This window comes from Spirulina sp. LEGE 11439, assembly GCF_059821285.1.
Map to the genome: position 1 here is coordinate 16036 of NZ_JCAMRX010000056.1, position 24541 is coordinate 40576.

General features: G+C 43.0%; 17 protein-coding genes. 10 read left to right on the forward strand and 7 right to left on the reverse strand.

The genetic code is table 11. The annotated features are described in order from the left end of the window. Positions 1-183: 183 nt before the first annotated feature. Complete coding sequence (locus AC6RV6_RS25185; RefSeq protein ID WP_500243639.1) at positions 184-1044, forward strand: substrate-binding domain-containing protein; 861 nt, start codon at positions 184-186, stop codon at positions 1042-1044. Between the two features lie 5 nt (positions 1045-1049). Further along, complete coding sequence (locus AC6RV6_RS25190) at positions 1050-3092, forward strand: sensor histidine kinase (RefSeq protein ID WP_500243640.1); 2043 nt, start codon at positions 1050-1052, stop codon at positions 3090-3092. A 27-nt stretch (positions 3093-3119) separates the two neighbouring features. Here AC6RV6_RS25190 and priA read toward each other — a convergent pair whose 3' ends face one another. Next, positions 3120-5639, reverse strand: coding sequence for a primosomal protein N' (priA, locus tag AC6RV6_RS25195; RefSeq protein ID WP_500243641.1), 2520 nt, complete (start codon positions 5637-5639; stop codon positions 3120-3122). Positions 5640-6187: 548 nt separating this feature from the next. On the opposite strand from priA, the gene AC6RV6_RS25200 reads away from it, so the two are divergent. Further along, positions 6188-7339 (forward strand): RpoD/SigA family RNA polymerase sigma factor, encoded by a 1152-nt coding sequence (locus tag AC6RV6_RS25200; protein ID WP_500243642.1) that lies wholly within the window; start codon positions 6188-6190, stop codon positions 7337-7339. A 68-nt stretch (positions 7340-7407) separates the two neighbouring features. Here the strand turns inward: AC6RV6_RS25200 and AC6RV6_RS25205 are convergent, their stop codons facing one another. Further along, the gene (locus tag AC6RV6_RS25205; RefSeq protein WP_500243643.1) at positions 7408-8280 is read right to left on the reverse strand and encodes a LysM peptidoglycan-binding domain-containing M23 family metallopeptidase; all 873 of its coding nucleotides are present in this window, start codon (positions 8278-8280) and stop codon (positions 7408-7410) included. Beyond that, entirely contained in the window at positions 8277-11039 is a 2763-nt protein-coding gene (locus AC6RV6_RS25210) for a hybrid sensor histidine kinase/response regulator (RefSeq protein WP_500243644.1), read from the reverse strand. Before AC6RV6_RS25210 ends, AC6RV6_RS25205 begins: the two co-directional genes overlap by 4 nt. 426 nt (positions 11040-11465) lie before the next feature. Between AC6RV6_RS25210 and pheS the strand changes: the two genes are divergently transcribed. The 3 genes from pheS to AC6RV6_RS25225 are packed head-to-tail and all read left to right on the forward strand — an operon-like array spanning position 11466 to position 13335. Next, the gene (gene pheS, locus AC6RV6_RS25215; protein WP_500243645.1) at positions 11466-12467 is read left to right on the forward strand and encodes a phenylalanine--tRNA ligase subunit alpha; all 1002 of its coding nucleotides are present in this window, start codon (positions 11466-11468) and stop codon (positions 12465-12467) included. A gap of 11 nt (positions 12468-12478) precedes the next feature. Continuing rightward, on the forward strand, positions 12479-12811 hold the full coding sequence (locus tag AC6RV6_RS25220; protein ID WP_500243646.1) for a hypothetical protein: 333 nt from the start codon (positions 12479-12481) through the stop codon (positions 12809-12811). Between the two features lie 53 nt (positions 12812-12864). Continuing rightward, complete coding sequence (locus AC6RV6_RS25225) at positions 12865-13335, forward strand: DUF427 domain-containing protein (RefSeq protein ID WP_500243647.1); 471 nt, start codon at positions 12865-12867, stop codon at positions 13333-13335. A gap of 88 nt (positions 13336-13423) precedes the next feature. On the opposite strand, the gene psaM is transcribed toward AC6RV6_RS25225, so the two are convergent. Next, positions 13424-13519 carry a photosystem I reaction center subunit XII gene (gene psaM / locus AC6RV6_RS25230; RefSeq protein ID WP_500243656.1) on the reverse strand — a complete coding sequence of 32 codons (96 nt, stop codon included), beginning with the start codon at positions 13517-13519 and terminating at the stop codon, positions 13424-13426. 422 nt (positions 13520-13941) lie between these two features. Here psaM and AC6RV6_RS25235 point away from each other — a divergent pair, with 422 nt between their 5' ends. Both AC6RV6_RS25235 and AC6RV6_RS25240 read left to right on the forward strand, forming a co-directional pair. Continuing rightward, complete coding sequence (locus AC6RV6_RS25235; RefSeq protein WP_500243648.1) at positions 13942-15501, forward strand: cellulase family glycosylhydrolase; 1560 nt, start codon at positions 13942-13944, stop codon at positions 15499-15501. A 127-nt stretch (positions 15502-15628) separates the two neighbouring features. Then, complete coding sequence (locus tag AC6RV6_RS25240) at positions 15629-16081, forward strand: nitrate reductase associated protein (protein ID WP_500243649.1); 453 nt, start codon at positions 15629-15631, stop codon at positions 16079-16081. A gap of 22 nt (positions 16082-16103) precedes the next feature. Here the strand turns inward: AC6RV6_RS25240 and AC6RV6_RS25245 are convergent, their stop codons facing one another. Next, positions 16104-20453, reverse strand: coding sequence for a CHAT domain-containing protein (locus AC6RV6_RS25245; RefSeq protein WP_500243650.1), 4350 nt, complete (start codon positions 20451-20453; stop codon positions 16104-16106). A gap of 162 nt (positions 20454-20615) precedes the next feature. Here AC6RV6_RS25245 and hisH point away from each other — a divergent pair, with 162 nt between their 5' ends. Next, a complete protein-coding gene (hisH, locus tag AC6RV6_RS25250; RefSeq protein WP_500243651.1) occupies positions 20616-21263 on the forward strand; it encodes an imidazole glycerol phosphate synthase subunit HisH in 648 nt (215 codons plus the stop codon). Positions 21264-21354: 91 nt separating this feature from the next. Here the strand turns inward: hisH and AC6RV6_RS25255 are convergent, their stop codons facing one another. Beyond that, the gene (locus AC6RV6_RS25255; RefSeq protein ID WP_500243652.1) at positions 21355-22119 is read right to left on the reverse strand and encodes a choice-of-anchor W domain-containing protein; all 765 of its coding nucleotides are present in this window, start codon (positions 22117-22119) and stop codon (positions 21355-21357) included. A 156-nt stretch (positions 22120-22275) separates the two neighbouring features. Then, on the reverse strand, positions 22276-23502 hold the full coding sequence (locus AC6RV6_RS25260) for a BaiN/RdsA family NAD(P)/FAD-dependent oxidoreductase (protein ID WP_500243653.1): 1227 nt from the start codon (positions 23500-23502) through the stop codon (positions 22276-22278). A 615-nt stretch (positions 23503-24117) separates the two neighbouring features. Here AC6RV6_RS25260 and AC6RV6_RS25265 point away from each other — a divergent pair. Beyond that, positions 24118-24541: hypothetical protein (locus AC6RV6_RS25265; protein WP_500243654.1), on the forward strand; the 424-nt coding region annotated here is incomplete at its 3' end.

Consider the following 24541-nt stretch of genomic DNA (forward strand, 5'->3'; position numbering starts at 1 on the left):
GATAGCGGTTTACTCATACTTTTTGACAAAATCATAACCCTTGACTCAAAAAGTTCTGTCTCTTGTTTGTAGGACGTACAATCAAACACTTCACAAGTTTTTCACAATCTTTTGCTATACATAAGACTCATCAGATTAATCCGTAATATTACCAATCTCACAAAGACAAAATCAGGAGAATCCATGCAGCAAAAAATGTGGCTTAGCATAGCACTGGGAACGATCGCGATCTTAGGGCTGCCGAGTTGCGCGATCGACACCAGCCCTAATACAGCCGAAACCCAAACCCAGCAGGAAATCACAATCATGGGGGCTGCAACCCCCTATCCCGCCCTACAACTCTTAGCAGATGCCTACCAAGAGAAACAGACTGGGATTACCATAACCTTTTTACCCTCGAGTCAGTCTTCTGCCGGTATTGCTGGGGTGAAAGAAAGAATAGCGGATATTGGCACCGTGACGAGAGCGCCCAAACCCAAAGAAGAATTCCCCGAACTGCAATATCGTCAATTCGTCCGAGATATCCTCATCGTCGGGGTGCATCCGAGTGTTACCGAAGTCACCAATCTGCAAACCGAACAACTGCAAGCTATCTATAGTGGCACAATGACCAATTGGCAAGAAGTTGGGGGACCCGATGCCGAGATCGTCCTGTTGGATCGAGCCGAAGACGAGTCGGCAAAACGCTTGCTGCGAAAGCACTATTTAGGGAAAGCTCTAGCAAATTCTCCCGATGCTACCATCCTGCGCCACGAAAGCGAATTAGTGGATGTTCTGCAAAATACACCCTACAGTATCGGAGCATTTTCTCTCGCCCGAGGGATCGCTAACGATTTGCTCATTAATCATCTCAGTCTTAATGGAGTTAAACCGACATCTAAAAGTGTCGAAGTTGGAGAATATCAAATGACACGAACTCTAGGTATCGTTTACAGGAACAATCCGTCCGATCCCGTGGCAGACTTTCTGGATTTTCTTTTGAGTTCAGAAGGAACTGAAATTCTCAACCAAGCCGGTTTTTCTACAGTTGCGCCGACCCAATAAATCTTATGTTGCCACGTTTTTATCACAAGCTGCCTCTGTTTGCAAAAATTCTCATTCCTCTACTCTGTACGTTTTTGGGAACGTGGACGATCGCGATCGCCACAGGAGGATACCTATTTACACGCTATGCAGATCGAGAACTCAAAAACGATATCGAAGAATTTTCTACTTTATTAGCTTTGGACTTTAAACAGAAAAAAGAATTGCAATTTCTGCGAGCAAAAGATATCGCCAATCGTCCCGAAGTCATCGCAGCAGTTCTTGCGAGAAAAAGAAGCGCACTGCTCAAGAGTTTATTGCCCTTGCAAGCGTCATTGAAAGCAGATTGGATTCGCATTATCGATCGCAATGGTGCAATATTAGTCGATTTAAGACAAGGAGAAATCGCACAAGCAAAATTAAATGACGAGAATATCAATCGTGCGGCAAGTCTGGGTATGGATTTGTTTGATATTGTTTCCAATCAAGGGGATACTCCTTCATTATTAGTGGGTTTAACGCCCATTAAATCGCCACAAGAAATTCTCGGTGGTGCGATCGTCGGTATTGCTATGGACGATCTCGCCCTTGAAGAACTGCGAAAAGACACCGATCGCCATCTGGTCTCACTTTCCGACACTCGTATTGTTGCTTCTACTTTACCGGCTGCTAAAACAGCATCTTGGCAACCTCCTCAACCGAATTCGCCGATCGCGACGGTTGCGATTGACAATCGTAATTACATGGCTAAAACGATCTCGATTGCAGGAGTGATGAATAACTCCATTCAGGCGATCTTACTCGAACCAACCACATCTCTAGAAGACTTTAAGCAACGTCTCTGGTTGGGAATGGGTATTATTTATTTAGTGGGTGGTTCTGCCATCACTTTGATTATTATTAATATTGCTCATTCTATTGTTCTTGGTTTAAATAATATTACTAAAGCAACAAAGAAAGTAACTGAGAGTGATTTTACGATCCAGATTCCCATTAAAAGTCAAGATGAATTAGGTGTTCTCGCGCGAGGATTTAACATTATGGTTCGGCACATTCACGAGCGAGATCGCCAGATTAATGCTCAGATGCAGCAGCTCGAACAAACTTTACAGACCCTCAGAAAAACGGAAAATCAACTGCTCGAACAAGAAAGAGAATATTCAGCAAATTTAGAAGTTAAAATTGAACAGAGAACGAAACAACTCCAAGAGACAAACCAAAAACTTTCCGCAGTACTTGAACAATTTAAACACACTCAACTCCAACTCATTAAAGCTGAAAAAATGTCGAGCTTGGGGCAATTGGTAGCAGGAGTCGCTCACGAAATTAATAATCCGATTAATTTTATTCATGGCAATCTCAACCATGCTAAGCAATATATTCAAGATTTATTAAAAACTGTTGAGTTATATCAGCAAGAATATTCTCAGCCAACTTCTAAAATTCAGGATTGGCTAAATTTAATCGATTTTGAGTTCATTCAAGAAGATTTGCCTAATTTGTTACAATTGATGAATATTGGCTGCGAGCGTATTTACGAAATCGTTCTCTCTCTGCGTCACTTTTCCCGATTAGATGAAGTGGAAATGAAAAGTATCGATATTCATGCAGGAATTGAGAGTACATTACTGATTTTACAACATCGTCTTGAACGCAAAGACGGTGAAAAAATTAAAGTGATTAAAGAATATGGAAAAAATGGAGAGTTTCCTAATGTTACTTGTTATGCTAGCCAACTCAATCAAGTTTTTCTAAACATTTTGACCAATGCGATCGACGCTTTAGAAGAAGCAGCGATCGCTCAACCTCAAATTACGATTCAGACTGAGCGAGTCAATCGGCATTATGTCGTGATTCGTGTCGCAGATAATGGCCCCGGAATCTATAAAAGCATGCAACAAAAAATTTTCACTCCCTTCTTTACAACCAAAGAAATAGGACGAGGAACGGGTTTAGGATTATCGATTAGCTATGAGATTATTACAGAAAGACATGGCGGACGACTCATTTGTCAATCTGAATTAGGAAAAGGGACGGAATTTACAATTGAGATTCCTATCAAACATTAAAGGCACGATTAAAGCGATCGCGCCTTGCTAACTAATACTTAAAGGATCGACATCAATGGTTAAACGAACGGGTTGAGGACACAATTTCTTTAACCGAGATAAATCAGGTAAATTATCAACATCTAAGGGAAACTTGAGCAAAATTTGCCAGCGATAGCGGCGATCGATTCGCATGATACTTGCCGGTGCGGGTCCGAGGAGTTCGTATTTGACATTCGCTAGCAAATTAGGACATCCCTGTGCCACTAAATTCGCCGCCGCTTCGACTTCTTCAGCATCTAAACCACTCAAGCGCAACAAAATCAAGCGCCCATAAGGAGGATAATTTAATTGCGATCGCTCTTGCAACGTTTCCCGAGCAAAGGATAAATAATCATGGTTGCAAACTGCCTCGACAACGGGATGATCTGGCGTATAAGTTTGCAGAATAACTCGTCCGGGATCGTCTCCTCGTCCCGCCCGTCCCGCCACTTGGGTTAATGTTTGAAAAGCACGTTCGGAAGCACGATAATCGGCGAGATTTAAGAGTCCATCTGCGGCTAAAATTCCCACCAAGGTTACTTGCGCCACATCTAACCCTTTGGTTAACATCTGCGTCCCCACCAACAAGTCTGCCTCACCTTCGGCAAACTCGGTTAATTTTGCACGATGGGAGCCTTTTGCACGGGTCGTATCGCTATCAAAACGAATGACGTGCAGGTCGGGGAATTCTTTCTCGATCGCCCGCACGACTTTTTGGGTACCGCTCCCAAAGAATTTAAGATAAGGAGACTCGCATTCGGGACAGTGAGAAGGATGCAAGGCATTATAGTTACAATAATGACAGCGTAACAGTTGATTGGCTTCCTCGCGGACATGATGATAGGAGAGAGAAACATCGCAATGAGGACACTCAATAACATATCCGCAACTGCGACAAGAAACAAAGGTACTGTGTCCTCGACGAGGAATAAAAAGAATGCCTTTTTTTCCCATTGGTTTGAGTTGTTTGATGGCATTTTGCAAGGTCACGCTAAAAATAGAACGATTTCCTTGTTTTAATTCTCGCCGCATATCGACAACTTCAACCGGAGGAAGGGGACGGGAATGAATGCGATCGGGTAAAGATAAATAATGACTGGTGACTGGTGACTGGTGACTGGTGACTGATTTAACCCATGTTTCTAATGCAGGGGTTGCGGAGCCGAGAATAAGGGGACAATTTTCGAGTTCTGCCCGCCATTGTGCTACGGTTCGAGCATGATAAGTGGGAATGCGTTCTTGTTGTTTAAAGCTATGGTCGTGTTCTTCATCAAGAATAATTAATCCTAAATTAGGAACAGGGGTAAACACGGCAGAGCGAGTACCAATGACAATATGAGGCTTATTCGACAATAAAAAGCGCCAAGTATCGTAGCGCTCTCCATCATTTAAAGCACTGTGATAAACACATACTTGTCCATCTCCAAATCTAGCTCGAAAGCGATCGGTTAATTGGGGAGTTAGACTAATTTCAGGAACGAGTATAATAGCAGATTTTCCCTGTCCTAAAATATGAGCAATGCTTTGCAAATACACTTCTGTTTTTCCTGAACCTGTTATCCCATGAAGCAAAATAGAAGCAAATCCATTTATATTTTTAATTACGTCCAAGGCTTTAGTCTGATTGGGATTTAGGATTTTGAGGCTATCCTTTTGTACTTTCGGTTCAGAGGAGAAACGCAAGACTTCTTGTTCCTCAACTAAAACACAACCTTTGGTTTCTAAACTCTTAATCACACCATAATCAACATTATACAATTTATGAAGTTTAGCTAAAACTTCTTCTCCTCCTAAACGTTTCAAAATATTGATTGTTTTTTCTTCACGAGATAAGGGTTTTAGCAAAATATTTGTAGATATTAAAATAACAACTTTTTGATATTTTGGACGTGGGGTTTTAGGCGGTGCAAGATAACTTGTTACCCAGCCACGCTTAATTAAATCTTTTAATCCTTTACTTGCTCCTTTGATTTTGCCGTTGATGTATTTTGCACTGTAATCTCTATCTTTATTGAGTTGTAAAAGATCGAGGATTTTACGAGCAACAGGGGAGCAAAAAACTTCTGCTCCTTGAGGTATTAAGTCTGAATTCAAACAAATTCTTCTTTGCGACTCTTTTAGCGTTCCCGGCGGTAAAGCAGAACGAAATACAACAATTCGAGGTGAAAAATAATAAATTGCTACTTTTTCCAATAGCTGCAAATAATTATTGGAAAAAATACCTTTAGCAATAACATCAATGATATTGCGAATGTCTTTTGGTGCTAAATTAAGCGGAAGAGATGTAGTGGGGCGAATAGCAATCCCTTTCAGAAAATAAGTTTTGAGGGGAACGAGAACAATATCTCCCGATCGCACCTCTAAGTTGGGAGGAACGCGGTAAGTTAACAGAGAATCAATTTCTCCACAGTTCACCAGAACCTCTATCCACCGATCGCCCTCAACCCGATCGCTCCGATCGCCATATTCTCCTCGAGGCTCTGCAACGATAGGATGAGATGACGCAGACAAAACTGAAGAAATCATACTCGGGGTATTCGACATTTGTAACATTTAGGTTTATAACATAGAAGTACACCCGCTCTAACGAAATATTAAGCGACTAGAAACAAAACTTTACTTTTTTCTGAGCGATCGCTCTCTGCCCTGAAAATAGAGTCTTAAAACGCAAAAAATCTAATGAAGAGAACGATTTTTACCTTTAGTCTCGATTAAATTTGCAGCGCAAGATGAAGAAAGTCGAGATTTTTGTTAACATTTCCTAATATTTTTCTCAAAATTTTGTAATCAGACAAACAAACTCCCCCAACATTTCTGCTAGCCTGATAAACAACATCTACCTAATTCTAGCGAAAAATAAGTTTAAGAAACTGTTAAGTTTTTTGGATTGACTGGAATTAGGCTTAACCTCAATTCAACGCGATCGCCTTCAAACCCAAACTCACAAGCCCGAACCTCATCACACCCAAGATCCAGATCGATCGCTAACAGAATCGTCAAAAACCCATAACAAACAACAAATTTCCGCCTTCAATTTTTAACAATTTTCTTTTTGAAATCATTAAGCTCGACTTATGAACGTTACAGAATTACCTCCCAACACTACGACAGTAAACACCGATAATAAACTCGCTGGAATCATTTCCGACGGGGCGATCGAATCCAACTTAGAAGTCAAGTTGCCAAACAATTTGGAGCCTAATTTGGTGAATGTCTCCTTTTCAATGTCCGCAGGGACTGCGGCCAAAACCCGTAAAAGCAGTTATAGCAAAGGAGACGAGGATACTGTCGGTGCTTTTTTTAAAGAAATGGCACGCTATCCCCTCCTCAAACCCGATGAAGAAGTCGAATTAGCGCAGTGCGTTAAAGCGATCGTAGAAGTAGAAGCGGTGCAAGAGCAACTATTCGAGACGTTGCAGCAACAGCCTTCTAAAACAGAGATTGCGAAAGCATTGGGAATCACGCTTCGTCAACTCGAACAGAAATTATACCAAGGTCGCGTCGCCAAACGGAAGATGATCCGTTCAAACTTGCGCTTGGTAGTTTCGATCGCCAAACGCTATCTCAACCGTGGTGTACCTTTCCTCGATTTGATCCAAGAGGGGGCGATCGGTTTAAATCGAGCCGCAGAAAAGTTCGATCCCAATAAAGGCTATAAGTTTTCGACCTATGCCTATTGGTGGATTCGCCAAGCCATCACCCGTACTATTGCCAATGATGCCAGAACGATTCGTCTGCCTATTCACATCGTTGAAAAACTTAATAAACTGAAAAAAGCCCAGCGCAATCTCAAACAAAAATTACAGCGCAATCCCCACGAAGAAGAATTAGCGGCAGAATTAGATGTTACCCCCACCCAATTGCGCCACCTTTTCCAATTACGCCGCCAATCTTTATCCCTCAATCACCGCGTCGGTAAAGGAGAAGACACCGAACTCATGGATCTGCTCGAGGATAGCGACTTAAAGTTGCCTGAAGATCAAATGAGTGAAGTCATGATGCGTCAAGAAATCGGAGAAGTTCTTAGTGATGTCTTGACAGAAAGGGAAAAAGATGTAATTTCTCTCCGCTATGGCTTAAATACCAGCCAGCCCTATACTTTAGAAGAAGTGGGGGGGATGTTTAACTTGTCTCGAGAGCGGGTCAGACAGATTCAAAGCAAAGCCATGCGAAAACTTCGCCGCCCTCAAGTAGCTCGTCGGCTTCGCGGTTGGCTGAATCAGTAATTACCATGTAGCATTCCCTGTAGGGACGTAGCATGCTACGTCCCTACATCAGTTATCAATTAATTTAATTACCAATTATCGAAAATAAGGTGAATTTGTGGGTCTTGGGCGACCCAGCCAATGGGGACTTGATAGCGGACTTCAAAATGCAAGTGGGGTTGGGGAATGTCAGGTTTTCCAGTCGTCCCGACAGTTCCCAAAATATCCCCGGTTTGAACTTCTTGTCCGGGGGTGACATTGAGGGTATCGAGATGAGCGTAGCGCGTTTGTCGTCCCCCTTCGTGGTTGATCACTGCCAAGTTGCCATAATTTCCTTGGCGATCGGCAAAAGCAACAATTCCCGATTCTGCGGCGAGTACGGGGGTTCCCGGGGAGGCGAGAAAATCAATACCATTATGAAACTCGTTTTCTTCTCCTCCTCCTCCATCCTGCCAACCATAGGAACGCCCGATCGCCGTGCGATCGCGCAAAGGATAGCCACTCAAACCTTCATAACTCCGCGCTTGGGGGGTGTTATGAGGACTCCAATTCGTTCCCGGAATAAAGGCAGTTTCCCCCGGAAATTGACAGCCGTTGAGTTCGAATAATACATCGGCACGAACTCCGTAAGCCTCGGCTAAATCTTGCCAATTTGCTCCCGAGGGGACATTCACTTCAATACCATTGAGAGGAGGAATAAATAATGTGCTGCCCGGAATGGGTTGGCGCTCCTGCAAAATAGGATTGAAATGTACGAGAATAGCCGGCAAAATTTGATATTGTGCTGCGATCGCTTCTAAAGTTTCTCTTCCTTGTACCGTATGGGTTCGCAGTCGCGAAAGAACTGAAGGCGGACAAGCGGTTTCTTGTGTCATGCTGGGAGACGGCGCGATCGCTAACCCCATTAATGCTGCGAAAATGGAGATAACCCAAAAAATAGCTGTTGGTTGTTGGTTCTTCATTGATAATTGTTCATTGATAATTGTTCATTGATAAGCGGTTCGAGTAATTTGAGAATTTCTTCGCCTTCGAATGCGTCTGCAAGTTTAACGATTTTCTGAGTAAAAGTAACATATTGAGGATCTAGAGCCTCAAGCCGTTCGATTTCAGCTTTAATTTCCGTGAGATACCCATCTAAAACAATATTGTAGAGTGGGATCAGTTCTCGTGCGGGAGGAAAAATGAGTTTTTGCGGAGTGCTTTCAGGAGATTGTTCAACCGGTTGATAAATCCACGCTAAGTTTAAATGCTGTTGGAGTTGAGCAAATAGCTCCGATGCTTGTACGGGTTTAGGGAGAAAATCATGGCAACCGATTTCTTGCGTTTTTTGACGAGCGCCCCGGACCACACTCGCAGAAGAGGCGATCGCGATCGTTTTTTGTCCGTCCTCTAAATTCCGCAATTTTTGCATCATTTCAAAACCATCCATGACAGGCATAAATAGATCGGTAATAATGAGATCGGGGTGATGAATTTTTACTTTTTCTAATCCGTCACAACCATTTTCGGCCTCGATCGCTTCAAATCCTATCGGCTGGAGAAAATTCAGCAAAACCGCTCGATTTTCCCAGCGATCGTCAACAATCAAAATTTTCCGAGTTTTGCCCTGATAGCCCACAATATTTTGAGGCGGTTTTTTCACTTCTAATTCATGCCAATTACTCACCTCGGGGACATTGAGATCGAACCAAAAACGACTGCCCGCACCCGCAGTACTGGTCACATTGAGTTCGCTGCCCATCATGTTAATAATCTTACGACTAATCGTTAATCCCAATCCCGTTCCTTGGAAGCGACGGGCGCGATCGCCGACTTGCTCGAACGGGAGAAAAATTTTCTCTAATTGTTCTGGGGTCATACCCACTCCCGTATCTTCAACTTGAAAGCGAAGTTTAGTTAGAGGGTGTTGAACGGGTGACGAGTGACGGGTGACGGAGGACGGTTCAACGATGCTGATTTTTAGCGTTACCGTGCCGCGATCGGTAAACTTAATTGCATTGCCTAACAAATTGATTAAAACTTGACGCAAGCGTTTTTCGTCGGCATGAATCGCTTGAGGAAGTTCTGAGAGTGCTTCGTAGTGAAAATTAATTTCTTTTTGCTCGGCTTTTATGCGAAAAAGTTCGCGAATTCCTCGCAAAAATGTTTCTAAATGAAAATCCCGCGCATAGAATTCTAGCTTTCGCGCTTCAATTTTAGAAATATCGAGAATATCGTTAATTAGGGTCAGTAAATGAGAACCGCATTGATCGATAATGCCAATGCCATCTTTGATTTTAGGAGTCGCATCGCGATCGCGTTGTAAAATTTGGGCATAGCCGAGAATCCCATTTAACGGCGTTCGCAGTTCGTGGCTCATATTGGCAAGAAATTCACTTTTGGCCTCATTAGCCGAGTCGGCGACTTCTTTGGCTTTCTGTAATTCAGCAGTTCGTTCGACAACCCGTTGTTCTAACTGTGCGTTCGTCGTTTCGAGAGCGGTAAAAGAATCTTGTAACTGTCCGGCCATTTGATTGAAAGAGCGAGCAAGAGTATCGAGTTCTCGAATTTGCTTGACCTCAATGTGCTGGTTTAACTCCCCCGACGCGATCGCCTTCGAGGCCGCATTTAAGCGTAAAATCGGTTGAGCAATCCAACGAGCGGTTAAAATACCGAGAACCAGAGCCACTCCCAACGCGATCGAACAAAGAAAAATCGTCGATCGCGTATTGGCGTGAATGCGCTCCATAAAATCGGCCTCGGGAATCACCACCACGATCGACCAATCCAATCCTCGCTTGTCTCGGAAGGGAGTCACCTGCAAAAACTGTCGCTGTCCTTGCAGAGTAAAGGTTAATTGTTCGCTGCCTTTTAAGCTGGAAAAATCGCCGAATTGCTCGATTAACCGTTTGGCGCTTCCTTGAACTAAAGGAATGCGACTCTCGATCGCGTTTAAACGCTGGGGTTTCTCTTCTCCCGAGGGATCGAGAAAAGGCTTTTCATCGGTGGAAGTCGCAACAATTAACCCAGAACTTTCCATAATAAAAGTTTGTCCCGTGCGCCCGATCTTGAGGGAACGCAAAAAATCACTAATGTCTGCAAGGGCGAGATCGGTTTCGACTACTCCTTGGAGTTGTCCCCGAGTATCATAGACGGGTAAACTGGCTGAAATTCCCAAACTCAAATCGGCAATAAAGGGATAAATTTCGCTCCATACATCCCGCCGTACTTTGATGGCCGCAGTATACCAAGGTCGCTGACGGGGATCGTAGTCAGGAATGGTCGCTAAGATTTCTCTCCGGTTGCCTTGATTGTCACTTGCGTATTGATAAAGATTGCCTGCTTTAAAGTCTTCTGTAGAGTAAATAAAGAAAGTTCCTTCCCCACCTCGTTCGGGTCCGGTAAAACCGCCTTGTTTGTTGCCAAAATAAATACCTGTTACGGAATCGAAAGTTTGCAGTTGCTGGAAAAACCAGCGATCGAGGGCGATCGGATCGGTAAAATCGAGTTGCCCGATCGCGATCGCTTTCGCATTCAAGCGATCGATTGTATGGGGAACTTCTAAATAAGATTCAAGTTTTTGTTGAATGCGAGCAGTAATTTCTTCTCGCAGTTGCGTGGTGACATCATTAACCGCTTTTTGTCCGTTTTGCAGGGAAAACCATCCTGTCAAACCTACGGCTGCAACAACTTCAATAACAAAAGGAATCACGAGAATCGAGCGCAAAGGGATTTTTTGCAATCTCTTCAAGAGGAAAAGGGGTCTGACTTGGGGAAGCATGGGTCATCATTCGATAATTTCTTGCCAAGGGGAAATCTTTTAATTGTGAGTTGTGATTACAGAGTAAAACGTTTGTTGAAAATAATACTACCTTAAAGACTGCTCCCCAAGTCAGGCTTGAACTCGATTTTATCTCACAATTTTATCTCGCAACAATTTAATTGAATTTAATTGCCGCGATCGCCTATGGTTTGAGTCAAAGAAAAAATTTTCTAAACAGTAAAATCTTACGATGACAATCGGAGTATAATTGTTCCATTTTTTTCAACGGTTTGGCCATTTCAGCACGAAGATTCCTCGATACTCCTTGTCCTACTCTATACAGTTGCTCAATTGCGAATTGGTATAAACTGTAATGTATGGAACATTAAGCACAACGCCACGCCCATGACCTCCCCGATCGAGATTGAAACTCAACTGAGTGCCCTTAAAACCGAAGCGACCACTGCGATCGCCGCTACAGATACCTTAGAAGCCTTAGAACCTTTGCGGGTGAAATATTTGGGAAAAAAGGGACAGCTATCTCAAATTTTGCGAGGAATGGGTAAACTCAGTCCTGAAGAACGCCCCAAAATTGGTGCGATCGCCAATGAAGTCAAAGAAGCTATTCAAAAGACCCTCAGAGATGCTTGCAATTCCTTAGAAGCTGCCCAAATTCAAGAGCAACTCGAGGCAGAACGCCTTGATGTTACCATGCCAGGAGTCAGCCGCCCTCTCGGTCGCGTTCATCCTTTGAACAGTACTTTTGACCGCTTCACCGATATTTTTGTTGGCTTGGGCTATACCGTCGCGGAAGGTCCGGAAATGGAGACGGAATATTATAATTTTGAGGCGTTGAATTTCCTTGAGGATCACCCCGCTCGGGATATGCAGGACACTCTCTATCTTCCCGATGGGAACTTGTTGCGAACCCATACTTCAACCGTACAAGTTCGTTACATGGAGAATCACGAACCTCCCATTCGTATTATTGCCCCGGGTCGCGTTTATCGTCGGGATACTGTAGATGCAACCCATGCAGCAGTGTTTCACCAAGTTGAAGTTTTAGCTGTTGATAAAGGACTGACGTTTACCGATCTCAAAGGCACGATTCAAGAATTTGTTCGACAAATGTTTGGGGAAGACTTACCCATGTTATTCCGTGCCAGTTATTTTCCGTTTACGGAACCTTCGGCAGAGGTTGATGTGAAATGGAAAGGAAAATGGTTGGAAGTTTTAGGCTGCGGGATGGTAGACCCCAATGTTTTAAAAGCTGTCGGTTACGATCCCGAAGTGTATACGGGTTTTGCGGCAGGTTTTGGGGTCGAGCGCTTTGCTATGGTACTCCATGAAATCGATGATATTCGTCGTTTATATAGCAGCGACTTACGTTTTTTACAACAATTTTAAAGTCAAGGACAATGGAAAAAGAACAAAAATTGCGGCGCGATCTGATTATTAAAATTTGGGGTATTGCAACGGGAATGCTCGCAATTTGCATTCCTCTGGCCCCCGCAACCCGAAGCGGTCCTTTGATTCCTCTGGCGATTATTGTGGGGACGACCATCAGTACGGTTAAAATTTGGCGACAGAAGGAAGACGATCGCGACGACCCGCAAAGCGATCGCTTATCCCCATCGACTCAAGTTAAACTTCTCGAAGAGCGAGTCAAAACCCTAGAAGCCATCGCCACGGGTAGCAATATCGATTTGCAAAAACGCTTAGAGGCGATCGACTATCGCGATCGCACTTGATAAACTTCCCCTAATTCATTAATAATTGTTCGTTGTTTATCGATCGTTGTTCCTTGAAAAATCAAGAATCTGTTTGGGATTATCCCCGTCCCGCGATCGCAGAGCCTTCCTCGAAAGAGATTAAAATTGTTTTTAATGGCGTGGCGATCGCCGAGAGTCAGCGCACCTATCGCGTCCTCGAAACCAGTCATCCTCCGGTTTATTACCTCCCTCCCGAAGATGTAAAAATGGCGTATTTTTCCCCAACCCCCCGACAAACCTTTTGCGAGTGGAAAGGGGTAGCAAAATATTATGCGATCGCGGTGGGGGATAAAAAGATTGTCCATGCAGCATGGTATTATCCCGAACCGACTCCTTCCTTTGCAGCCATTAAAAATTATATTGCTGTTTATCCTAGTTTAATGGATGCGTGCTACGCAAACGGAGAACGAGTCCAAGCACAAGAAGGAGATTTTTATGGTGGCTGGATAACAAGCGAGATTACCGGACCTTTTAAAGGAGGAGTCGGCACTCGGGGATGGTAAAAATCAAGGCAAAAAATCAGGGCAAAGAGACTCCCTTCACCCCGATCGCGCACATATTTAATTTTGCTCGCAATTTTGCTTAAGAATTTTACTTGTAAAGTTCAGAAGCTAAACGGTAAGCCAAAATACCCGGTAGTAAAGCGATGATCAGGGCAACAAAAACTTGTGTTTCCGTCATTGTTATTAAACTCCATTAGATGTTCTTAAGATGAATTGAATCCCAATTTCGGCTATCCTCGGCTCCTTTTCCATCGAATTGTTACAAAATTAAATATTAAGCGGTTGCATCCTTAGAATACCCTGCTTTTCTTTGATTAAGGTTTCAAGCCTCTTGCTTTAGCGATCGGTACTGTTCGCTGAAATAATATCTTCTTTTTCTAGCAATAGTGAGGATTGCTGCTATAAGGATAGGACACTTAAAATATTGGTTGGGGAACTGATTAAAATCAAACTCAGTCTTTCTTTAAAAATCAGGGAAAGTGGCTCCTATTTCCTTGGGCAATGCAAATCACTCTCTACCTGTAAATTTTCATGCTGACAAAACAATTCAACCCGTCGCACAAATTGAAACCGAAACGAAATTTCCTCAAAATTGGTGCGAGAATTTTGACCTTTTTCTTAGCTTTGTGGGTCGCGATCGCACTACATCACCTTCCCGAACCAGCAAGCGCCGCCTCTCCTCTGCAAACCCCTCTTTCTACACGCGGATCGCAAATCATCGATGCAAGCGGTCAACCGGTTCTCTTGCGCGGGGTCAATTGGTTCGGTTTTGAGACGGAAACCCACGCCCCTCACGGACTTTGGGCGCGAGATTATCAAGAAATGCTCGCCGAAATTAAGAACTTAGGTTACAACGTTATTCGCCTTCCTTACTCCGTACAGGGATTGCGATCGAATTCCCTCAGTGGTGTTGATTTTAGTATTGGCAGTAACGCCGATTTCCAAGGAAAAACCTCTTTACAAGCCCTCGATCTCTTTATTCAAGAAGCCGATCGCCAAGGATTACTCATTCTCCTCGACAGCCATCGCTTAAACGACCAGCGCATCCCGACCCTATGGTATGGCGATGGTTTCACGGAAGAGGACTGGATCGACGCTTGGACAATGCTCGCCCAACGTTACAAAAATCAGCGTAATGTGATTGGGGCGGATCTGAAAAACGAACCCCACGGCGAAGCGAGTTGGGGAACTGGCGATCGCGCGACGGACTGGCGACTAGCTGCCGAACGTGCCGGAAATGCTATCCTTGCAGTGAATCCTGATTGGCTCATTGTGGTTGAAGGGGTCGAAAAAAACGTCCCGGGACAACAAATCAATCACTGGTGGGGCGGTAATTTGGAAGGGGTAAAAAACTATCCCGTTCGCTTGAATGTCGCGAATAAGCTCGTTTATTCTCCACACGAATATGGCGCGGGAGTCTACAATCAACCTTGGTTTTCTGAATCTTCTTTTCCTAGCAATCTGCGCCAACGCTGGCAAATTGGGTTTAATTATATTAATGATGAAAAGATTGCCCCCGTTCTCATTGGAGAATTTGGCGGTCGTCAAGTGGATTCTTCCTCGAAAGAAGGAATTTGGCAGCGCGAATTAGTCAAATTCATTGATGAAAAAGAATTACATTTTACGTATTGGAGTTGGAATCCCAATAGTGGCGATACGGGAGGGATTTTAAAAGATGATTGGCGCACCGTTGATGCCCCCAAACAACAGCTATTAAGTACTTTATTAGGAGATAGCGTTGCGATCGATCCGAATCCAACTCCCGATCCTGTTGTCGATCCTACACCCGATCCCACTCCCGATCCTGTTGTCGATCCCATACCCGATCCAACTCCCGATCCTGTTGTCGATCCTGTTTCTAATACCAACCTAACAGCAAATGCGATCGTTGATTCCGATTGGAATACAGGATTTTGTATACGGATTCCTGTCAAGAATTCCAATAGTTCTCCGATTCGTGCTTGGCAATTGCGCTTTGATATGAATCAAGCACAAATTAATAACAGTTGGAATGGCGATTTTCAGCGTCAGGGTTCGCAATACACCGTAACGCCGCCTAATTGGGGACAACCCCTGCAACCCAATCAAACCGTTGATATGGGCTTCTGTGCGAAGAAAACCGGATCGGATTATCAACTCCGCAATGTGAGAGTTGTCGAACTTTGATGAGAAAAATTACAGTTTCTTTGTTTTTTGTTCCTTGAAGAATTCCTAACTCTTCCGCTAAAATAAAATAGCCCTATTTTCCTTTCAGGTGATGGGGCTATTTTAACAAATAAAAAACGAATAGCCCATGTCTTATTTTTTCCAATTTGAAGCAGATTTTGTGAACTCTTTACGCTGTATTCCCATGCAAGTGAGGATGAAATTAGATACTTGCGGGATCAAACTGAAACTCACTCATTGGCATCAATTCGATCGCGAAACTCGAGAAAATCTCGTCATAATGCCCTGTGGAACAGAAACAGAAATTGAAACTTATAGAGAATATTTACAAAAATTAGTGATTCAACATACCGGAAAGCCAGCATCAACACTTCCCATTGAAGAAAATCCACCTTGGTTAAACGACACAGTGATTCCCGATACGGTGGAGAAAAAAGCAATAGAAATGGATGTATCTTTAAGTCTCGAACAGTGGCAAAGTTTAACCCCCGATCGCCGCTTTGCCTTAATTAAACTCAGCCGTCCCAGCCACGAGAACAAAAACTTCCTCCCTGCAATAAAAGAATTTGGATTGAATTGATAATTGCTTATTGCTTATTGGTTTACCACGGGCTGCCAATTGTTGTAAATGCACTCCAAAAATAAGGATGGCTGAAAAGGCGATCGCCTCTGCCTAATAGTTCTGGAGGAAGCGGAAAACTTCCGTCTGGAAAGAGCAACTGTCCATTTTCAAAACGAGTTTCGCCATGTAATAAACTTAACTGTGCCTGTCGCAAGGCTTCCACTTTAATTGCCGCGCTATCTAATTGGGAATAAAACCCCGTCATGAGGGCTAGAGTGGCTTCATCGTTAACATACCAGAGACTTCCTACCGCCGTTTTAACACCTGTTGCGATCGCCAGTCCTGCAAACCCTAATTCAGCATCGAGATCGCCCACTGCAGTACGACAAGCACTAAGAACTAATAATTCAATTTGAGGATCGTTTAATCCTAATTCTCGAAAGCGAGTGAGGGGCAATTTTTCATCCCAAAACTGAATATAGGAATTCTCTGCTTTACCGGGTTTAAATTCGCCGTGAGTGGCCAGATGAACCAGTCCGAAAGCATTTCGCGATCGCGCTTGTTTGAGGGTATCGGCAGTAAAATTTTCGTTGAGATAAAATTCTCCCGGCCAAAGTTCATTTCCGACTAATTCTAATTCTGTAGGCACTGCGGGTAAATCTTCTAATTCCACAAAGCGATCGGCACCCATTGCTAAAACCGGACGGTCTTTAATATTGCGATATTCTGGTGCTGTTAAAAAGAAACTGGGCATCATACCGACGCTATAGCGATCGATAATAAAGTTTTCTCCATCGTGTAAGGCAGCAAGCGGTATGGTTCGCAATCCTCTATCTAATACAAACGATAAACTATCCACCCTTCGTATTTCTAATTCTTCTGCAATTGAACCCACCAACCAATTATACATTTGTCCTGCGGAGTCAAGATAAGCATCGGGACGACGTACATTAGTTACGGTACGACGAAAATTTTGAGCAACGGCGATCGCTTTTTCTCGGGTGACTTCGGGAAGATGGTGACGCAAGGGGCGATCGTTGGGAGTGAGGACTAATAAATGCAATTCATCATCAGGAGAAGGGTCATATTTTACTTTTGTTTGCTGGTTTTCTCGAGGAGAAAAACGCCAGAGTTCATTTTCATTTAACCCAGAATTTTTCGGATTGAAGTAAGCATAAATAACGGCTGGAGTAATGCCGTTAGTCACTTCAATATTGCGAAGAATATTTTGCGCTTCTTGTAAAGTTACGGGTTTCTCTGCTTCAAGTTCTAAGTAATCTTCATACTCTTGAGAAAAAGTATCTTCAATCTCAATAAAAATTGCTTCATCACTCAGAGTATTGAGAATGGGTTTGAAGGGTGCGATCGCAACTAAAGGGGATTTTGGTTGTAAAGTTGGCAGAATATTAGGGTTAATTGTTGTTGACTCGGATTGAGCGATATTATTTGATAAATCGGGATCTTCCGCTTGAAAAATATCGCTTTGAATAAAATTCAAAAAAATCAGGTTGAAAATATCGGGATCGGTGACACGACCAATTAATGTTAAAGTCGCTGAATTCCCTTCAGAAATCAGGTTGAAATTGCCATCGAGATTACCAATCGTCCACAGCCCGATATTATTGTTAAATGTTGCGCTTCCAGTAGAAGGAGTAGCACTATTTAAGGTAATTCCATCGGGAAAAAGGCTGCTAACCAATACGCCTCCGACAGGATCGGGACCCAGATTTTCTATCGTCAGAACAACACCAATATCCTGATTTAGAATAGGAATAGTAGTGCTAACACTTTGAGTGATTTGCAGATCGGCAGTGACTTCAACCGATCCAATATCAACTAGGATTCCTCGAGTTAATCCTCGCTGATCCGTACTGGGAGTTCCTGTTGTACTACCAGTATTAATTGCAGGACTTCCGGGAAGCGGAACATGAGTTTGAGTGTCTCCAGTATAATTTCCTAAAGGAGAAAGAATAGGATCGAGAGGATTACTTGAAGTTCCTAAAAGCGTAGTAGTAGAATTGAAGCCGATCGCACCATCAACCACTCCAATAAGATTATTGCCAAGATCGGTAAATTCAGAGTTGAGAGAGCCATTCCCACCTCTAACATCTCGCTGATCGGGATTCCCTAAAGAAATATTTCCGGCAATAATTGTGTTGCGAATTTTGGCGATCGCCGAACCCGATCCACCATCATCATTAAAAATTCCTACTCCTTCTTGTGGGCTGGTATTTCCATATACGGTACTGTTATAGAGTTGTAAGGTTGCAGTGTTAGCAAAACGGCTAATATTAGCAATTCCTCCTCCTTGTCCTCCCGAACTATTGCCGGAAATTGTACTATTCGTAATTGTTGCGATCGCGGTATTAGGAGTAATTGTTGCAAAGCCATTGTAAACACCACCCCCATTAGACATAGCAATATTTCCAGAAATTGTGCTATTGCTAATAGTAACTGTACCACGATCGTTAAAAATTCCTCCGCCATTGACAGCAGAATTACCAGAAATCGTGCTATTACTAATCTTGACCGTTCCTCCATTCAAGGAAATCGCCCCGCCACTACTGGTTGTTGAATTATTAGTAATGGTGCTATTGGTAATATTTAATGTTCCTCCTGTGCGAACAGAAATTGCTCCACTTGCAGATCCCACGCGATATCCATTCTGAATTGTCAAATCATTGAGACTGAGAGTTGCATTTTGACTAACTGTAAAAATTCGTCCGTTCTTTTGAGCATCAATTGTTGAGCCAAATCCATTAATTGTCAGAGTTGTAAAGAACTCAGTAATTGACTCGGCATTTAGGAAAAAAATTGTATTAGGAGTAAGATTAATTGTGTCATCAACACCATTTGTATTAGCAGTCAATATTGCTGTATCTAATTCAGAACCATTACTCGCTGTAAAAATAGCTAAAGTATTGTTATAATTTTCTAAAATTGATTGTTTAAAGGCTAAACTTGCTTCAATATTACCAATTTTCTTCTCGAAAATCCAATCTCCTCCCAAGACTGAATTTCCTGTTAAATTAGTTGAAGCGGCGAGATCGGCTCCTGTTTCTGTGGCAATGGTTTGTATTAAAGATTCGCCAACTTCTCCTAATGCAGTAAAACAACTATACAATAAAATATCGGCTTCTTGACTTAAGCTACTTCTCCAATTGCGAAAATCTTCTCGGTATTGGTTTATTGTTTCTTCAGCTACATAAGCATTTCCTAGCCAAAAGTTTCCCTCATTTCCTTCTGAGATAATATGAATTTCGTCAACTTTTTGCTCGCGATCGCCGATCGCAGCTAAGCGATCGCTAATCAAGGATATGCCATTTTCTTCTGGAGTCACGACAAAAGAAACCGTTCCGGGTTTGCCATTGTAGAGAAAATCTTGATAATTTTCAACCAGCGCATCGATAAAAACATAGGCTAGAGGATCCTCTGTATTTTCAGGAAATATTGTCACAGTGGGTGCGCTTCTCGTTCCATCTCCTGTCAAAACTAAGGGATTAGCTGTATTAACAACATTGACTCGATTTGCTGCCATTAAATTTACTGTTTCCCCATGAATTTGACCGCTTATGAAAATATCACCATTTTGAGGTGTAGGGAGATTTGCGATCGCATCTTCAATTCCCGGTGTTGTTAATAGTTCGGGCAATTCTAAAGCCGTAATTCCTGTGGCGACTGTTTCGGCGGGTAACTCTACACTTAAAAGCGTCCCCGCTTGCGAAATTCGCACTAAATTTGTTCCCGGTACGGCGGCTAAAGTAATATTGCCTCCCGGTGCAGAAATTGTTCCCGTATTAATTATTGTTCCGCCAATTAGCGTGAGATCGTTTCCTGTTTGAACGGCTAAATTACCGTTATTAATAATTGCACCGGATGTATCGCTCAAAAAGGCAAAGCGATCGGGATTCCCGATTAAATCTTGATAATTATTTTCTCCGACTGCATTAAACCAACCACCTGCAAAACCGATACGATCGCTCGTTGTTGCTAAAAAAGAACCGGGAACATTTAAACTCGCATTGCTGCCAAAAATAATCCCCGCAGGATTCATTAAATAAAGGTGAGAATTTCCCCCCGTAATTTGAATTAAACCATTAATAATTGAAGGATCGCCTCCGGTCACTCGTCCTAAAATGTTCTGAATGCTTGGAGAAGAAAGAAAATCCGCAATTTCGCTACTGTTTAAGCCAAAATCCTGAAAAGAATGAAAAAGATTATCTTGCGATCGCGTTCCTCCTTGAATGCGATAAATATCCCCTTCTTTTTGCACGATCGTTCCCGTTTCATCTGTCGCGGTAATAGATTCCGCCCAACTTAAAGAGCGAACGCTTAAAACAACACAAACGATCGCCGTTCCAAAGATTGTACGCCAGAAATATGCAAACATTATCGAATTTTAATTTGGGAAGCTAAACATAAAGGCAGATGCGTTAACCCTTCATCCTCTCTGCCGGTTTTTCCGGCTAGTATAACAAGTTTGTTGCAATTTGGGGTAGGATCTAGCCAGTGGTATCGCCACAGTTTAAAGTGTTCTTTTTTCGGAAGTAAAATGGTATCGATCGCGGTTATCGACTACGATATGGGCAACTTGCACTCGGCTTGCAAGGGGCTAGAAAACGCAGGTGCGACAACAAAAGTGACAGACTCTTATAAAGACCTCATCGCAGCAGATGGCATTGTCTTACCGGGAGTAGGTGCTTTCGATCCAGCCGTGCAGCATTTGCGATCGCGCCATCTCGTCGAACCGATTAAAGATGCGATTGCCAGTGGCAAGCCGTTTCTCGGTATCTGTTTGGGGTTGCAAATTCTCTTCGATGGCTCTGAGGAAGGTACAGAACCGGGGTTAGGGATTATTCCGGGTATGGTGCGGCGCTTTCATTCCGAACCCGATATTACTATTCCTCACATGGGCTGGAACACTCTCTCTTTTAAACAACCCGATCTAGCCGTCTGGCAAGGATTAGGGCCAAGTCCTTACGTTTATTTTGTTCACTCTTACTATGTCGATCCCGTCGAGGCGCAAATTCAGGCCGCAACAGTGACTCACGGTTCTCAGGAAGTGACTGCCGCGATCGCCAAAGATAATCTCGTCGCCGTTCAATTTCACCCGGAAAAGTCCTCAACAGCAGGGCTAAAAATCCTCTCTAATTTTGTCTCTCTGGTTGCCACGAAAGGGCGATCGGCAGTTGCCGTTTAATTCTGTTTGCGATCGCCCAGCACAAAAAAATCCGCTTTCCTAAAGAAGGCGGATTAGAAAAGGAGAACCACTCTCACATCAAACTTTAAACTTAGCGATCGCTATCTTCTTGGCGACGTTTCCCTACAGTTAATAATCCGGCTAAACCCAGAGAAAGTAAAGAGAGGGAAGCGGGTTCGGGAACTTCAATATCTTCGCCACCCCCGTCACCGGCAACTAACTTAATTTGATAGGCAAGGTTAGAATTGTTGGGTTTTATATCTCCCCAAGTCATTGTCGATTTCCCAGTTAAAGTGAAATCACCGACAATGTTACCAATATGAAGATAGTCAGCATCAAAATAGCCGCAACCCACACCGCCAGAACAAGAAGCGCTAGAAATATCGGCGATACTGGATGACATGGACGCATCACTTAAAAACAAATTATCAACGAGCATACTCGTACCCTCTTTACGGGCGCTTGTTCTGATATACAGATCGGAAAAATTATCTTCGAAGATATCGGTTTTGCTAATCTCAACGTCGGCAACTGTATAGGTTAAAGTATTGGCAATACTATCAAAAATCAAGGAAAAATCCACCGCTTCACCACTGACCCAATTATCATAGTTCGCCTGAACACGATTGTCAGCATCATTGTCTATATCGTGAATATTAATTTCATAGTCGCCAACTCGACCGATGCGACTTTCTGCCGCCCAAGGGATATCTAACCCCAACGCATCAAATTCTGCCCCATCAAGATGATCGCCCATTGTAAAAGCCTTGGCTGCACCTGTTGTTGTGCTAATGAGTGCAATTACACTTAAAGTCGTTCCCGCGATCGCTCCAAAAATTCTAGGATAGCTCAGCATTGTTCCCACCTCAATTACATCCCCATTTGGCTTATTTTCAGCTTATCCGGGCTATCTTGGGTTTGTCGAGGCAATTTCAGCATTTTCACTGAATCTTCACAAACTCAGAGAGTTTTATAAATTTTTGGTAATGGGTAATGGGTAATTGTTCATTGTTCATTGAATTGAAGTTCCCGCCAGCCATCCCGTCGTCCAAGCACTTTGAAAATTAAAACCTCCAGTAACGCCATCAATATCGAGAATCTCCCCTGCAAAATACAATCCCGGACATTTTCGGCTTTCCATTGTTTTAAAATTAACCTCTTTGAGACTGATTCCCCCACAAGTCACAAACTCCTCTTTAAAGGCGTTTTTTCCTTGAATGGTATAGTGTCCGTTGACCAATTCCGCGATCGCGCGAGTTAGCTCTTTCTTCGATAATTCTGCCCAAATTTTAGCTGGTGAAATATCAGCAGAGATGAGCAATTGCTGCCACAAGCGTTTAGGCACAGAAACGGGACAAGAATTAAACAATTTCCGCTTGGGATATTCAGATTTGATTTGGAGAATTTTGTGGCGCAGGGTTTCTGCATTTTCCTCGGGCAACCAGTTAATTTGTAATGAGAGATGATAGCGATGCTCCCAGAGAATTCTTGCACCCCATGCCGAAAGTTTTAAGATTGCCGGACCGCTTAAACCCCAATGGGTAATTAGAATGGGGCCAGTTTGTTCGAGTTTATTTTTTCCTTCCTGTAGCAAACGAACTCGGGCGCGATCGACACTGATTCCAGCCAAATTCTGTAAACGAGGATCGGGTATTTTAAAAGTAAATAAAGAAGGAATAGGCGTTGCGATCGCATGTCCGAATTGCTTCGCCCAACGATACCCTAAAAGACTGCTCCCTGTGGCCATTAAAACGCGATCGGCGGTTAATATTTCACCGGTTTTTAAAGTTATCGTAAATTGCTCTGGCGATCGCGTTAACAATTTCACCCTCGATCGTGTCCGCAATTCAACCCCTTGCTGTTTGGCTTCTTTTAGTAAACAATCAATAATGGTTTGCGAGCGATCGCTAACGGGAAACATGCGTCCGTCGGCTTCCGTTTTTAACTGCACTCCTCGACTCTCAAACCAAGCGATCGTATCCCGAGGCTGAAAGCGACTGAATGCTCCGAGTAAAGCCTTTCCTCCTCTCGGATAATTCTTAACCAATAGAGCCGGATCGAAACAAGAGTGGGTCGCATTGCAACGCCCTCCTCCTGAAATCCTAACTTTAGCCAGAGGATATTGTCCTGCTTCAAGAATGACAATACGAGAATTAGGACAAAAACGAGCCGCCGTCACTGCCCCAAAAAATCCGGCGGCACCTCCACCAATCACAATAATTGTTAAACTTTTTGTCACAACTCGATAAATTCCTCAATATTTGAGCTTCTCAAAATGAGTTTCGCTCTACCGAAAGTTTAATCTCGGCAACTTCTCTCAATTAAGAATAGTAAATTGTTTTCACAGCGCATAGCAAGAAAAATTTTGCAGGGAAAAATGCTTTGGTGTTATCCTAAAGATAGATCTCATTTTTGAGTGCAATTTTATTGTCATTGCTTGACAATAAATAATTCCAGACAATAGACTCGAATTCCAGCATCTACCCTTCAAATCCAAAACATTAAGGGCGAGTTAAGTACATTAAGACTAAATTAAGACTAAATTGATAAGTCAAAATTTCGGGGATCGTTGTATCGATCGTTCTATTTTTCGAGTTTGAGTCAGCAAGCCTTGGTCAGAAAACGGAATATGACTCATTTTTTGTAATTTATATTGTATATTGCGTAATCTATTCTCTGGCTTTTCAGGCTTGTTATGGGGTTTTGCGATCGAACGAAAGAGGATACAGGGTAATATCAATGGACAATTGACAATTCTACAAACAATTTTAAATTTTACGGACAATTTACAGCTTGTCCCTTTCTCTGACAGGATGAGGCTGTTACAGTTAACAATTGAGTTAATAATATAACCATGAATAGAACCCCTTTAACAATCATGACTTCAATGGATACGGATATTGCCGATCTTTTTAACTCGGATAGCGTTATGGAGGCACTTTGCTCTCTTTCAGAAGAATTTCAGCGCGATCGCCTGCTCGCTCGGTTTCTACAAGTCATGTTAGAAAAAACTAGAACATCTAAAGGCGTATTACTTCTACCAGAAAATAAAGATTGGTCGATCGCGGTAACGAATGAGGAACAAGAAATTGTTGGATTACTGCCAATTCCCCTAAAGGATAGCTCAATCGTTCCTGTAGCGGTCATCGAATGGGTTGCTCGCACTCAGATATCTCTGTTTAGCGAAAATGCTCCCCCACGAACGAATTTAGCTGCAGACTCTTCTAAGTACAGGACAAAAATTGGAGAGAGTCAAGAAAAGCATCAAACTTGTGGTC